General features: G+C 59.2%; 7 protein-coding genes. 3 read left to right on the forward strand and 4 right to left on the reverse strand.

Annotated features, from left to right (window positions below; all coding sequences use genetic code 11):
* Window positions 1–91: 91 nt before the first annotated feature.
* A complete protein-coding gene (locus IM738_RS08980; RefSeq protein WP_236965521.1) occupies window positions 92–2,500 on the forward strand; it encodes an AMP-binding protein in 2,409 nt (802 codons plus the stop codon).
* An 88-nt stretch (window positions 2,501–2,588) separates the two neighbouring features.
* Here IM738_RS08980 and IM738_RS08985 read toward each other — a convergent pair whose 3' ends face one another.
* The 4 genes from IM738_RS08985 to IM738_RS09000 form a co-directional block, all read right to left on the reverse strand.
* Complete coding sequence (locus IM738_RS08985) at window positions 2,589–3,704, reverse strand: polysaccharide deacetylase family protein (protein ID WP_236965522.1); 1,116 nt, start codon at window positions 3,702–3,704, stop codon at window positions 2,589–2,591.
* Window positions 3,705–3,828: 124 nt separating this feature from the next.
* Window positions 3,829–5,043 (reverse strand): glycosyltransferase family 4 protein, encoded by a 1,215-nt coding sequence (locus IM738_RS08990; protein ID WP_236965523.1) that lies wholly within the window; start codon window positions 5,041–5,043, stop codon window positions 3,829–3,831.
* Window positions 5,040–6,998 (reverse strand): asparagine synthase (glutamine-hydrolyzing), encoded by a 1,959-nt coding sequence (gene asnB / locus IM738_RS08995; protein WP_272907834.1) that lies wholly within the window; start codon window positions 6,996–6,998, stop codon window positions 5,040–5,042. Before asnB ends, IM738_RS08990 begins: the two co-directional genes overlap by 4 nt.
* Complete coding sequence (locus IM738_RS09000; RefSeq protein ID WP_272907835.1) at window positions 6,998–7,894, reverse strand: glycosyltransferase family 2 protein; 897 nt, start codon at window positions 7,892–7,894, stop codon at window positions 6,998–7,000. Before IM738_RS09000 ends, asnB begins: the two co-directional genes overlap by 1 nt.
* A gap of 1,142 nt (window positions 7,895–9,036) precedes the next feature.
* Here IM738_RS09000 and IM738_RS09005 point away from each other — a divergent pair.
* Window positions 9,037–11,214 (forward strand): PKD domain-containing protein, encoded by a 2,178-nt coding sequence (locus IM738_RS09005; RefSeq protein ID WP_236965526.1) that lies wholly within the window; start codon window positions 9,037–9,039, stop codon window positions 11,212–11,214.
* A 963-nt stretch (window positions 11,215–12,177) separates the two neighbouring features.
* Entirely contained in the window at window positions 12,178–14,532 is a 2,355-nt protein-coding gene (locus IM738_RS09010; protein WP_236965527.1) for a PKD domain-containing protein, read from the forward strand.
* Window positions 14,533–14,725 lie beyond the last annotated feature (193 nt).

Here is a 14,725-nt window from a genome sequence, read left to right on the forward strand (position 1 = left end):
TTGATCAATCTTTGCTTTTGCCTGGAGCAGGAAATCGGGCAGGCCTCAGAGGTGACTTCAGTTTTTTATCGCCCCGTAACGAGAACCCAAGATGAACGACAAAAACCTACAGGCCACCGCAGTGGTCGGCAAAAATTCGATTGCCTTCGTCGAGCAGGTGTTTTCGCTTTACGAAGCACGTCGGCCGCTGGTGACGGTGAAGAACGAAGCTCAAGCCGGGAACCTGTCAGGCATCACCATTGATCGCTGCATCGTTCCCGCGGAGCAGTCGGGCTGGTTTGCGGCTCAACATCCCCTGATTCACGACTATCTCCCCGCGCAGGTCACCTACACCTCAGGAACCGAAGGCCAACCGAAAGGCATCCTGCTGACCTACGCCAACCTGGCTGATGCGGCTGAGCGAATCATCGATCAAATGCAGATGACCGCAGACATCCGTGAATACGTGGGCGTACCCGCCACTTTCAGCTTCGGCATGGCTCGCTACCGGGCCATCAGTGCCGTTGGCGGGCGGGCCTACCTGTCTCCGCGCGGTTTCGATCCCCTCGAACTGGCACGCATGCTCACCGCCGGTGAGGTCAATGCACTCTCTGCGGTGCCCACTTTGCTTCGCATCCTGCTGGCAGCCCCCGAAGTCATCGGTGAGGCGGGCCAGCACCTGCGCTGGATGGAAATCGGCTCGCAGCACATGACCGCAGAGGAAAAGCGTCGCGTTCGAGAGCTCTTCCCCCATGCGCTGATCGTGCAGCACTATGGACTGACAGAGGCCTCGCGCAGCACCTTCCTTCAGGTTTCCGACGCGCCCATGGATCTGCTGGGGTCCGTTGGACGCCCCGTGGGGCAGACCGAGGTTCAGCTCAGCGCGGACAGCCGCATCCGGATTCGCGGACCGCATGTCGCGAAGTCACGCATCGATGCCGACGGTTTGCACGACTTGCTGGACGCGGACGGCTGGCTGCAGACAAACGATCTGGGACACATGAGGGATGGTCATCTGTTTTTCGATGGCCGGGCGGACGACCTGATCAATTGCGGCGGCCTGAAGATCGTTCCCGATCAGCTTGAAGAGCGTATTCGTTCCCGTCTCGAACCGGGTGCACAGATTGCGGTGGCGAAAATTCCTGACGCTCAACGTGGCGAGGGCATCCTGGTCGCGGTGCAAACCGATCCCTCTGAGACCAAGCGAATGCACGATGTGGCGATGGCCGCGTTGAGAGACATGGGGATCGAGGCCGGCAGCTCGCTGCAGGTCATGGCGGTGGACGCCATCCCCGTCACGGGCACCGGCAAAGTGCAGCGGAGCGTGCTCGCGGCGCAGTTCATCTCGCAACGGCCTGCCGCGGGCTCTACCGACCCCCACTTGTCCACCGGCAAGATCAGCGACGTGGTCTCACTGTTCAGACACGAATTCCCCGGTCAAACGGTTCAGCCGGAAGACACCTTCGAATCCCTTGGGGGGGACTCGCTGCATTACATTCAGTTCTCCCTGAGTTTCGAGCAGCGGTTTGGACCGTTGCCGATGGATTGGGAGAAACTCAGTGCCGCAGAGTTGCAGCGCCACATTGGCACAGGAAGCAAATCCATTTGGCGCCAACTGGAATCGATCACGTTTGCGCGCGCGTTTTTCATCGTCTGCATCGTGGCGTTGCACACAGATGCATTTGTCTACAGCCCCAACTGGGGGGCAGCGTACTTTTTGGTTTTGCTTGCGGGCTACTCCGTCACCCGTTTTCAACTGCCGGAGATCATCCGCACCGGCAGCATCCGAACCTTGTTGGGAACCATTCAGCATGTCGCCATACCGACCATTCTCATGGTCGCATTTTTGCAACTGGTCACCAGAAAATTTGAATTTTCACAGCTGCTGCTGATCTCCAACTTCCTCGACCCTGAGACGCTAAAGGGGTTTCTCTTTTACTTCATTGAGATATACACACAGTTGTTGTTGCTCGCTGCGTTGATGTTCTCTTTCTCAAGAGTGCGAGAGTCGTTTCGCGTGCGGCCGATGGTCAGCGCACTCGTCTTGCTCGTGGCAGCCGTCGCTTTTCGTCAATTCGTCGAAATGCTGTGGAACGCCGACTACAACTACAGGCGGACTCCATGGAATTATGCGTGGGCCTTTTCCCTAGGAATCGTTCTGGCGATTGCGAATGATTTGCGCACCCGGCTTTTGGCTGTGACCGTGTCGATCATGCTGGCGTTGTTCTTCTGGGGTCCAACCTCTGCAACCTTCTACGTGGGAGGCGGTTGTGCACTCGTGTTGTTCGTTCGGGCCTTTTCCGTGCCTGCTCCGGCAAAGGTGGTGATCTCCGAAATCGCCGGTGCTTCGCTGTTTATTTTTCTCAGCCACGAAGTGATGATATCCATCGTGACCAAATTGTTCGGCGAGAACAAACCATGGTTGTCGCTGTTTTTGGCAATCGCTGCTGGTGTCGCCCTGACCCATATGTATGCGTGGTCAAAACGCAGGTTCGTGCGACTGGTGCGTTGGGCCCGATAAAGGAAAGGCCGCAATGGCAGTCGCTACCGGCGTTGGCCGCCGATGGTGCGCCGCACGGCCTCTTCGTTTGACGGGTCACAGACCTTCGTCATGCAGACGCTCTGCCGTACGGATCCTGTTTTGTTCCGGTGAGTCCGGGGTGCCAACCACTCATCCGCCAGGCGAGGCGAGCTTCAGAGAAGCGGCCCCGGCGGTCTTGTGCGTGTTTCGCGTTCATGTTGAATCGCTGCAACGTGTACAGACCGGCTTCCCGGGCATTGCTGCCCCACTGGGTGGTGACGGCGGCGCGATAGCCGGCCTCGCGCACCAGGGCCACTGATCGCTGATCGGTCGAGCCATTGGGATAGCAGAACGTGGTGATGGGCGTCCCCAGAGCGGATTCAAGCTTCAGTTTGGAGCCTGCAATCTCGGCCTGCAGCTCGTCAGCCGTGCACTGCGGCAGGAGTGCATGGGAGTGCGAATGGCTGCCGATCTCGTGGCCGCGAGCAATCAGGTCTTTCATTTGCTCCACCGTCATGAAACCGTCCCAACTGTGCCGTACAGGGCACGGCAGCAAGGTTTGGGCTCGCAGCATCCAGTCTTCGCGTTGCGCAGGGCTCCACCGCTTGGTCGCTTCAAGCGCCGCTTCGACAGTGGTGTGGCCGGCCGTGCGTTCAAGGTCTCCTCCAGGATGCAAGTCGGCCAGCAACTCAACCGCGCCCTTGCGCTGTGAAGGGTCAGGCAACACGGTTGGATGGGTCAGATGAGCGGTCAGCCAGGCGACCGAGGTCGCCATCACGTCATGCCACAGCGGCGCGGTGTTCTCCAGGGTTTGACTGGGTATATAGAAACTGGCTGTCACCCCGTTGCGCTCCAGGACGGGCAGCGCGTTCTGATAGTTGTCGAGTTGCCCGTCATCAAAGGTGATGGCCAAAATGGGTGGGCCGGCGTAGCGGTCCTGGCCCCAGAGGTCGAGGGCCGAGTTGAGCGACAGGCACCGAAAGTGACGGGTTGCGAACTTCAGGTGGGCGTCCAGCTCGTCCGGTGTAACGGCCAGTCCTGGCAGTGGATAGAGTTGTCGCTGTGGCTCAGTGAGCACCCGGTGAAAGGTGATGATGGACAGCCGCTGATGCAGTCGCGCTTCGGGCGCCGTCAAACCCAAACGAGAAAGAACTTGACCACAAGTGTCGCGGGCCAAGGCCTTGAATGAGGTGATGGGACTCATGGCGCGACGACCTTCGATTGAGCTTGCCCGTCGTGGACACGCAGGCTCCAAAAGCGCATGCGGTTGTCTGACCTTCTGTGGAATGCTGCTGTGCTCAAGCGCGGCCAGAAATCGATGTTCGCGATCATGCCTTTGCCCCGGAGAATGGTTCGAAGATCTGCTTGAGCTGCTGCGCTGAACGGTCTACATCGTGCCTGTCGAGCGCTCGCGTTCGGGCCGCTTGCCCCATGGATTGAAGCTGTGGCACACCTGCCTCAAGACACCGTCGCATCGCAGCTGCCAGCTCCATCGCGTTGCCCGGCGCCACGAGCCAACCGTCCTCCCCGTCACGCACCAGTTCAGGCACCCCCGCCACACGCGTCGCGACGACCGGCCTCGAACAAGCCATGGCCTCCATCAGCACCACCGGCAACCCCTCAGCGAAACTGCTGAGCACGAGTGCGCGAGAGGCTTCAATTTCCTTGCGAACGGTGGCACCCGAAATCCACCCCGTGATTCGGACCAGGTCTGCGACGCCGCACTGTACGCAGTGACGCTCGATCGCCGATCTCAACTCCCCGTCTCCCGCCAGCACCAGTTCGGCTTCCACGCCTTGACGACGAAGCTCACCCAGCGCGTCGATCAGCACGAACTGCCCCTTCTCCGAGCTCAGCCGCCCCACACAGACGAAACGCCGCACCGGATTGAACTCCAGTGCCGGAGCCTCGCGATAGCCCTCATCAAGTCCGCAGTGCACCACCGAAATCTTCTTCCAGTGAGCCGGCTCCACCCAGCGACACAGCTGACTCCGCCCATATTCACTGACTGCGACGACGTGCGCAGCGCGACGGACCTTTTCGGGGATTCCAATGAACTGCGCGGCATCCGTCTCCACCGTGCCGTGTGCCGTGAAGCTGAACGTACAACCATTCAACTGCGCGGCAAGCATTGCAACCGTTGCGGGGTTGGAGCCGAAGTGCGCATGAAGGTGCGGTACTTTGCTCGCTTCCATCCAGTTCCCGACAATGCAGGCTTCGACGAAATAGGCGATGTGATGGACCAGGCCGCGATCAGCCCGACGGGACAATCGCAGCGCACTGAACGCAGCACGACCAAAAGCCACCGGACGCCGCACCAGCGCCTGCAGGACATGTACAGCCGTGGCCGCCAAGCCTGCACCAAGCACATAGCGTGTGCGGTTCAACTCCTCGACATCGGCTGAATCCGGGCTCCCGTCAGAGGGGCCACGGATCGCGAATCGAAGCACTTCGACACCCTGTCTCTCCAGCGCCGCAATCTCACGACGGATGAAGCTGTGACTGACCTTCGGGTACTCGCTGATGAGATACGCCACCCTCATGGTGCAAGCTCCATCGAAAGACCCTGTCGACGCGCCCACACCGCCAGTGCGTAAAGGCACCAGATGCGCGTCCAGTACAGACCCGGCGCGCCAGAGCGATAGGCTTGCCAGAGGTCGGCCACCCCCTGCGGCGAGAGGCCGACGCTCGCCATCAAGTTGCGGTCGGTCAGCACCGCATCCACCTCTGCGCCAAGCGCACCACGCAACCAGTGATCGAACGGCAGCTCAAAGCCCGACTTCGGCCGATCGAACAGCGCCGGATCCAGCCCTCGGAGCCCCGCACGGCGCAGCATCGCCTTGGACCGCACCGGGTGGAACCGCGTGTCGTCCGGCACGGTGGCAACGGTTTCGAGCAACTGCTGATCGACCAGTGGCAGGCGCATCTCGATCGACGCCGCCATGCTCGTCGAGTCGGCGTCTCGCAGCAGGCGCTCCCCGAGAAACAGTCGCTGCTCAAGCGCTGCGATCGACGCCAGATCGGTCCGTCCCGCGGTCTCCTCGCGCAGCAAGGCGACCATCTCTGACGGCAAACCGATATAACCGTCCCCCAATCCGTCTGCGGCGGCTCCCAGCAAGCGGCGATGTGTTTCGGGCAGGAACAACGCGTACGCACACTGGTAAAGCGCGAGCCGGTCGTCTCGCGCGGCCACCATCGTCGGCAGTTTGGCCCAGCGCGTCTGCGGCGGGAATGGGCCATCGGCGGGCGCCTTCCACGCCGCGAACGATCTCGCTGCCATGTTCCTCAATCCCTCCGGCATGAAACCAAGGCGACGCGACCACGCCGCCATCGCAGGAAGGTCGCGAAATGACGTGTATCCACCGAACATTTCGTCGCCACCGCTGCCCACGAGCGCCACCTTGAACCCGGCCTGTGCAACCGCCTGCGACATGAAGAACGAGTTCAAGCCGTCGAAGCTCGGTTGATCCAGGCTGCCGACCGCCTCATCCAGTCGGTCGAGGAAGTCTTCCTGTCGCAGCACGATCTCATGATGCTGTGTGCCGATCGCCTTCGACACGGCACGCGCGATGTCACCCTCGTTGCGCTCCTGCTCGGTGAACGCCAGCGTGAAGGAGTGGACCGGGTCACGCGACACGCGCTTGGCCACATTGGTGACTGCGGATGAGTCGACCCCACCGGAGAGGAACACCCCGAGCGGCACGTCAGAAGCGAGATGGCGTCGCACGCTGTTCTCCAGCGCCAAAGACACATCCTCGTCGGTCGCAGAACCAGCGCGAGGAAGTTCGGCCTGGGTCCAGTAGCGTTTCCGCTGCAGCTCAAGGCCACCCTGCGCATAGACGCGCATCTCGCCCGGCAAGAGCGATTCGATGCCTTCGATGATGGTCTCGGGTGCGACGGTGAAACCGTTCCAGACCACGCTCGCCACGGCCGACGACCGCAGTCGCGGCTTGTGCAGCAGACCCGAGCGCAGCAACGCGCGAACCTCCGACGCGAACGCGAAAGACCACTCGCCCGCAGGATCAGGATTGCGCGCAAAATAAAGCGGCTTGATCCCCAGCGCGTCGCGCGCCAGCAGCAGCTCGCAGCGCCTCGGGTCCCACAACGCGATCGCAAACATGCCGCGCAGCTCCCGCACCGCGTCGAATCCGCGCAGGCTCAAAAGGCGCAGCATCGCGGCCGTGTCGCCGGTCGACCAAAGTGTATGACCCTGCGCTTCGAGAGAGCCCCGGATGTCGACGTAGTTGTAAATCTCGCCGTTGAGCACGGCGACATCGCCACGCTGCGGATCCACCATCGGTTGCGAGGCGGCCGTCGACAGATCGAGGATCGACAGTCGCCGATGCCCCAGCATGGCGCCCCAGCCACGCGCGTCGGCCGGTCCCATCCACAGGCCGTCGCCGTCAGGTCCCCGATGCGCCATGGCATCCGTCATGCGTCGCAGTGCAGCGCGATTCGCCTCACCAACGCGGCCAACAATTCCAGCCAGGCCGCACATCAGGACCGCCCCATCAGTTCACGGGTGGCACGTGACTTGCCCACCAGCAGTGCGCGTTGCTGATAGGCGCGCAGGAAACGCCGAAACTCGGGGTTCTCGTAACGCGGCTTGCGTTGCAGAGCCGCTTTCAGCCAACCCCACAGCATCGCAGCGCTGCCCAACACATAAGGCTTCTGATTCACCCGGGACAACGCGCTGGCGGCCATGAAAAGGAAACCGGTGCCCATGAAGTACTGACCGTAGCCGTGGCGCATGCGGCCCGTGAAAATGCTGTCCTGGCTCGACCCCATGGGCCGCAAGTGCACGAAACGCAATTCCGGATCGTCCCAGCTGCAGGCTGCCCAGCCCTTCATGCGGCATTGATGGCAGTCGATGCCATCCCACATCACCTCACGCACGAACCCGCCGATCGCCTCGAAACAACTGACGCGGTAGAACTTCGTCATGCCGAGCGAGGTTTCATCGCCGTGGCGCTCAGGAATGAGTTCACCGCCCTCCTCCACGTAGGCCTTGCCGCTGCAGGTCGCGATGCGCGGGTCCTGGGCCATGCGTTGCATCAGGATCTCGAAGTACCTCGGCGGCAGTCGCAGATCCAGATCGAGCTTGCAGACGAACTCGTATTCACCCGGATTGATTGCCCCATACCCGGAATAGAACGCGTCAACGACACCCGGCCCCACGGCGCGATGGCCACGATCCTGGCGCGTGACGATCTCAATCCAATCATGTCGAGCCGCGTATTCCGCCAAGATCTGAGGCGTGGCGTCGCTTGATCCGTCATCGACGATGACCCACTTCGTGGGAAGCTGGGACTGGCGGACGACGGTATCCAGCGTCTGGCGCATGTACTGCGCCTCATTGCGGCACGGCGAGATCAGAACATATCGCTGGGTCATATCAATTCAGGTCGCAGTACGGTGGAAGGACTCAGCATGCACCCAAGCCGCCCTCTTGCAAGAGTAAGCCCATAAAGATGCATCCTGAAACACAAGAATGCCAGATGGCATAGAAACGGCCCTCCGAGACCGGGCCGTGAATCGGTCGACGGGTGGGTCCGATGCCCACTGCCGCCGCAGGCCCAATGGTAAAGGCAACAGTTTTCTTGCTTCCCAGGCGTCAAATAAGCAGAAAGCATGCCTGACTTCGACGATCACGACCTTTCAATCGCTGGGCATCGCCTTGCATGGGTGTCCGCCCAAGACCATTTGAACCAAGGCACGCGCTTGGAAGATGCACTTCAAGGCATTGATCAAGCATGCCAATGCAAAACAAGTCCTACCGATTGCATGCCACAGACGGCCAATGAATCGGCCCATTGCGATCTGATCCTGAGCAATACCTGCGAGCACCTTTTTCGCACAGGCGAAGCACCAGGCCAAGACGGTCAGAGGCCGAGGTGATTCGGCGCTGGTACCGGCTGACCCGAGTTGCCAACAGAAATCATCAGGAAGCTTCTGGAGGTGTCTGACTTCAATCAACGGACTTCCACCACACGCGCGCTCCGGCGAACTTGTGCGCGGGGCACCGGGTGGAGCCACCCGCTGGCTCGGGCGGTGTTCGCGTACAAGAGGCCTTCACGCCATGACAAATAGTTACGCAGGTTAACCAATTGTGGTGAAGCACCCGTTTGCGCGCGCCCCGCTTACGCATTGATACCCCGCTGAATCGGTGGTTTCCGCCGCCTGTCCTTTACGATCTTTACGGTCGATGGCCTAGCGAGTGACACTGATTTCCGATCCTGCGCTTCAGCCGGCTTGCCTGGAGGTTTGAGCGACGGGTATGGCACCCAACAATCAACGAGCAACCTCCTGATCAATTCCATGAACAAGCCATCGATTTCTGTGACTGCTTCGCAATCATTCATTTCTGTCGATTTGTTCGCGTGCATTCTCATGTCTCCCATGACGGAGTGGTGGCGTTGACGCTGCTCCTGGTGAGACCCCCCACTCCCGGAATCGTGATGAGGCGGCTGAGAAGCCGCCTTCACTTTGTACCCATGCCCGCGACAAAGCCAGTCAACACGCTGCAAGAAACAAGCATGACAACACCTGACAACCGCTGGGCTAGGGCCAGTCTCGCCTGCACCTTGGCCCTGTTGCTGGCGGCCTGCGGCGGTACCAACACCGCTGATACGTCGGCCGATGGTGCACAGACCCTTTCCGTGCCCGTGAACCCAGACCGCAACGAGGCAGACGATTCAACGGCGCCGAACGCCCAGCTGACGGCCCAGTCCCTGGCACAGGCAGAGTCCCAAGCACAGATCACAGACGCTTCGCAGCCGCTGGAGAGCCTGCCACCGGGCAGCATCGGCGCAAAAGAGGCCTACCTCTCAGGCGCCATCGCTCGCAAAGCCGCCGTGGTGGGCATCCCGGCCTACCGCTTCTACAACCCCGGCACCGGCGCGCACTTCTACACCATCAGCACCACCGAGCGAGACAATGTGGTGGACGACTTCTTGTCTCCCTTCACCTTGGAAGGCCCGGCTTTCTGGGTGGCCGGCGCCTACTCGCCGGGTTTGTCGCCGGTGCACCGTTTTTTCAACACCCGAAGTGGCGTTCACTTCTACACCATCAGCGAGGCCGAGCGAGCCAACCTTGTGGCAACCTCGCCGCACTACACCTACGAAGGTGTGGCCTATCACGCCAGCCAGGTGGCCGGACAGGGGCTGGTGGCGTTCCACCGCTTTTATGTACCCAGCAAAGGTTTTCACTTCTACACGGCCAGCGAGAGCGAAAAAGTCAGCATCCAGGCCAACCTGAGCAGTTCCTACCGCTATGAGGGCATCGGTTATTACGTCTTGGACAGCGGCACGGAGCCAGACCTCCCCCAACCGGGTCCCGCAACGGGGACTTCCCGATCGATCGTGGTCCAGCTTGCCGCAACACGACTCAGCGGCACAGCACCGCTGGCAGTTCAATTTGATGCCACGGGCACCACTTCCAGCCTGACCCATCAGCATCCGTTTCACCACGTACGCTATGCATTCAATTTTGGTGATGACCGGGGTTTGAGCTGGCCCGTATCGGGTCTCCCGAAGAACTCACAGACGGTGGGACCACTTTCCGCACATGTGTTTGATCTTCCCGGCACCTATCAGGTACGGGTTCGTGCAACCGATCTGGCAGGAGACTATTCTGAAAGGTCGATCACCGTTCAGGTGCTCGATCCCAATGCAGTGTACGCCAGTGCTGGAACGGTTTGCGTGTCTGCTGCTGCAAACTTCTCCGGTTGCCCTGCGGGAGCCTCTCAAGTGACGGCGCTACCCATTTCTGCAACATTCAATGGTCGCCGTGTTTTGCTGCGCAGAGGTGAAACGTTCGGCTCCATCTCCATTCCGCATGGAAGCCAGAATGTGCAGGTGGGGGCCTTCGGAACTGGCGCAAAACCGCGCGTCAGCAGCATCGTGGTTGGCACGGTTCGCCCCACGTCGACCGCTTTCCCGCGCGATGTCTCCATCATGGACCTCAACATCCTTCAAGGATTTGAACAGTTTTCAACGATGTCCCGACTGCTGCTGTATCGAAATACATTCGACCCGCCAACCGGCTCAACGATCGTCGCACAGATCAATATTGCCAGTGCACTGGGCTATGTTGTTCAGAGCAACACGCTGCCTCCCAGCCAGTACTTCCAGCCCAGAGAGCTTTTCCTTGTGGAGAACCAGATCCGGGGAAGCACAACCAACCCTCAAATGGGCATGGCAGGTTTAGGAACTCGCTTCGTCATCATGGGCAACGACATGGGAACGGCTCAGCAACACACGGTTCGCCTGTGGGCAATGCACAAGGGATACATCGCGCACAACGCACTTCGTGGTCGATCTTCCGATGGCATCCGACATGCGTTGAAAGTTCACTCTGGAGGATTGGGCGATTTCAATGACAACTATGCCATTTCAGGGAGCACCTGGGCCTCAAGGCAGATCGTCATTGGAAACAATCGCCTCGGAGATGCCACGGACAACAACTCGTGGACGGGCGTTGCCGGACCTCAAAACAATGGCTCCGACAGCCGTGAAGGCCTGGAAGACGTGATCCTCGAAAGCAATGTGTTTCACCGTGGGCCCAACACCAACACCGAGTTCATTCTCATGGGACGAAGAATGACGTCTCGTGGCAATACGAGAGCTGACGGCGGATCTCCAAACATCAGTCAATACAACAATTCCTATCAGCTACTGCCTGCCGAATGGGTGGGTCCGTTTTACTACCAGTGAGCGGATGCCGATTCAGATGAGTTTGAGGAATATTGATTCAATGCCGCAAACGCATCGAGCTTTGTAAGCAGGGCATCGAAATCCACGCATTGCAACTCTGCATCCGCCAGCGTTCGCTATTGCCCCCACGACCGCGAGAGCTTCAATCGCCTGTCGCAAGCACACGATGACATTGCCGTTGGTATGTCTGGTTGTGCAACCTCACCCACCTGAGGGCTCAGCCCCGGCTTTCAGCAAGCCACGGCTGAAGAAAAGGTGTCTTCAGAAGCCAGGGCAGCCAACCCGGAGACACGTCTTCGGTGCATCTGTCTTTTTCACTTTTCCCCGTGAACCGATCCACATCCATGCCGCCAGCCTGCAGCGGCTGATCGAGTGTGACTCCGTGGGTCGCCCCCTCGGCCCAGAGACTGAGAAGTGATCTCGGGGTTGCACATCTGAAACCAAGGTAACACCACATTGCATTTGGCCGCAGGACGGGCGGAAAGTAATGCAATTGCGGTACGGAGAATGCAAGCCAGAATTATTTGGCTACATGACGATGCCGCCACGGCACTAAGATTGAAAGCACTCGGCCTGCTTCGATCCCGCAATGCTCCAAATATTCCCCAAAAGGCTGACATATTCCATATTCACACCAGGGCATGAAGCACCCTCAACCCTTTGGGCTATTTCAAGATTCCAGGATAATTAAATCGGTTTATTTGTTTCCAGTTGTGAGCTGAGTAACAATAACAAACCAAAATGAAATCTCTGCCGCATGTCGCCTGACAGCAGCAGCTCATCGAATTCAAGTCAATGTATCGGCAAGGCAATCGATATATTTGCAGCACTTGAACACCTCAATACGCCCGGAGGTGGACTGAAGAAACTTAATTATCAACCAACATTGGCTGTGCTTTTAGTTTCACCAGACCACCCCACCCACCCTAAAACTGTATGCCAACGTACTCCAAGAGTCTCGAGATGAATTATTCTGATTTAATCCCCCCGTCAGGGGTATCATCCAACCCGAAGAACAACCAGCATTCTGGTTCGAAGCCAGGCCCCTCTATGCTTCTGATAGCGTTGGTCAGCGCACTTGGATTGACCGCCTGTGGCGGCAGCAGTGAAGAGGTCACCACCTCGGAAAAGGCCGCAGTCACTGCTTCCGGCTTGGAACCAGCAGGTGGCGAGGACGTCAACATTTCGGAAACAGGCGAGGCAACTGCCTCTGTCTCGGAACGAGCTGGCGGCGGGGATGTCTACGCGTTGGCAACCACCTCTGACCAGGAACCAGCGGGCGCAGGCCTTCTCCAAAAAACAGCGCCTGCACCTGGCACACGGATCATCAATGGTCAGTCGTTCAGCAGCACAGCCTGCGCCACGGAAGGCAAGGTATGCAGCTTTTCGGGGTCGCGATATGTGGCTTACGGCGCCGCTGACCGATTTACGGTCAGGCTGCTCACCGGCCCGGTAAGCTGCTCGAACGGCATCTTTGGCGATCCCATCCCGCTTACTGTGAAGTCGTGCTTCCTCTCTACGACAACTGCACCTGCACCTGCACCTGCACCTGCACCTGCTCCTGCTCCTGCTCCTGCTCCTGCTCCTGCTCCTGCTCCTGCTCCTGCTCCTGCTCCTGCTCCTGCTCCCGGCACGCAGATCATCAATGGCGAGTCATTCAGCACCACGGCCTGCGCCACTGAAGGCAGCTCATGCAATTTCTCAGGCCTGCAGAATGTGGCCTACGGTGCTGCTGGCCGATTCAGTGTCAGGCAGCTCACCGGCCCGGCAAGCTGCTCGAACGGCACCTTTGGCGATCCCATCCCGCTGACCGCCAAGTCATGCTTTCTTTCCGTAGCTGCTGCACCCGCACCCGCACCCGCACCCGCACCTGCACCTGCACCCGCACCCGCACCTGCACCTGCACCTGCACCCGCACCTGCACCTGCACCTGCACCCGCGCCCGCAGCTGGAACCTCCCAGTCGATCGTTGCCCAACTTGAAGCAACCCGACTCAGCGGCACCGCACCGCTGGCGGTTCAATTTGATGCGACAGGTACCACTTCCAGCCTGGCCAGTCAGCACCCGTTTCATCACGTACGTTATTCATTCAATTTTGGTGATGACCGGGGTTTGAGCTGGCCCGTATCGGGTCTCCCGAAGAACTCGCAGACGGGGGGGCCACTTTCTGCACACGTATTTGACCAGCCCGGCACCTATCAGGTACGGGTTCGCGCAACCGACCAAGTGGGCGGCTATTCTGAAAAGTCCGTCACCGTTCAGGTGCTCGACCCCAATACCGTGTACTCCGGTACTGGAACCGTCTGCGTATCTGCTGCTGCAAACTTCTCCGGCTGCCCTGCAGGAGCCTCCCAAGTGACGGCGCTGCCCAGCTCCGCAACATTCAATGGCCGCCGTGTTTTGCTGCGGAGCGGTGAAACGTTTGGCTCCATCAACATTCCGCATGGAAGTCAGAGTGTGCAGGTCGGTGCCTTCGGAACTGGCGCAAAACCGCGTGTCAGCAGCGTCGTGGTTGGCTCTGTTCGCCCCACGTCGACCGCGTTCCCGCGTGATATATCCATCATGGATCTCAACGTTCTCCAAGCATTTGAGCAGTTTGCGACGATGTCTCAGTTGCTTCTGTATCGCAACACATTCTCACCACCCACGAGCGGCGCTGTGACGCAGATCAATATTGCAAGTGCTTTAGACTATGTTGTTCAGAACAACGCTCTGTCCCCTAGCCAATACACCCAGCCCAGAGAGCTGTTCGTTGTGGAGAATCAGCTCCGTGGAAGCACATCCTACTCTCACATAGGCATGGCGGGATTGGGAACTCGTTTCGTCATCATGGGCAACGACATGGGAACGGCTCAACAACACACCGTTCGCCTGTGGGCAATGAACAAGGGGTACATCGCACACAACGCACTTCGTGGTGGATCTTCCGATGGAATCCGGCATGCATTGAAAGTGCATTCTGGAGGATTGGGCAGCTTCAGTGACAACTATGCCATTTCAGGGAGCACCTGGGCCTCAAGGCAGATCGTCATTGGCAACAATCGTCTCGGAGATGCCACGGACAACAACTCGTGGACGGGCGTTGCTGGCCCTCAGAACAACGGTCCGGACAGCCGTGAAGGCCTGGAAGACGTGATCCTCGAAAGCAACGTGTTCCACCGCGGCCCCAATACCAACACCGAGTTCATTATCATGGGACGCAGAATGACGTCGCGTGGCAATACAAGAGCTGACGGCGGCACACCGAATATCAATCAGTTCAACAACTCGTACCAATTGCTGCCTGCCGAATGGGTTGGTCCGTTTTACTACCAGTAAACGGGACAGATTCAAGTGAATTTGATGCCCAAGAAAAATCACAACAACGTTCCGAGTGTCACCACGTTGAAATTGACGAAACTCTTGAGTCGGCGTTGTCCGTGATTTAGTGCCGGCGGGAAGAGGAAACTGCTGGCATCATTGAAATCGCCGCTGCAGGCAATTGCCTGCAGCGGCGATTTTATTTGTTGGG

The organism is Hydrogenophaga sp. SL48 (genome assembly GCF_021729865.1).
Taxonomy (GTDB): Bacteria; Pseudomonadota; Gammaproteobacteria; order Burkholderiales; family Burkholderiaceae_C; genus Hydrogenophaga.

Excerpts from the sequence above, each read along its gene's own strand:
- IM738_RS08980 (WP_236965521.1), top strand. The coding sequence starts at position 92 with ATGAACGACAAAAACCTACAGGCCACCGCAGTGGTCGGCAAAAATTCG.
- IM738_RS08985 (WP_236965522.1), bottom strand. The coding sequence starts at position 3,704 with ATGAGTCCCATCACCTCATTCAAGGCCTTGGCCCGCGACACTTGTGGT.
- IM738_RS08990 (WP_236965523.1), bottom strand. The coding sequence starts at position 5,043 with ATGAGGGTGGCGTATCTCATCAGCGAGTACCCGAAGGTCAGTCACAGC.
- asnB (WP_272907834.1), bottom strand. The coding sequence starts at position 6,998 with ATGTGCGGCCTGGCTGGAATTGTTGGCCGCGTTGGTGAGGCGAATCGC.
- IM738_RS09000 (WP_272907835.1), bottom strand. The coding sequence starts at position 7,894 with ATGACCCAGCGATATGTTCTGATCTCGCCGTGCCGCAATGAGGCGCAG.
- IM738_RS09005 (WP_236965526.1), top strand. The coding sequence starts at position 9,037 with ATGACAACACCTGACAACCGCTGGGCTAGGGCCAGTCTCGCCTGCACC.
- IM738_RS09010 (WP_236965527.1), top strand. The coding sequence starts at position 12,178 with ATGAATTATTCTGATTTAATCCCCCCGTCAGGGGTATCATCCAACCCG.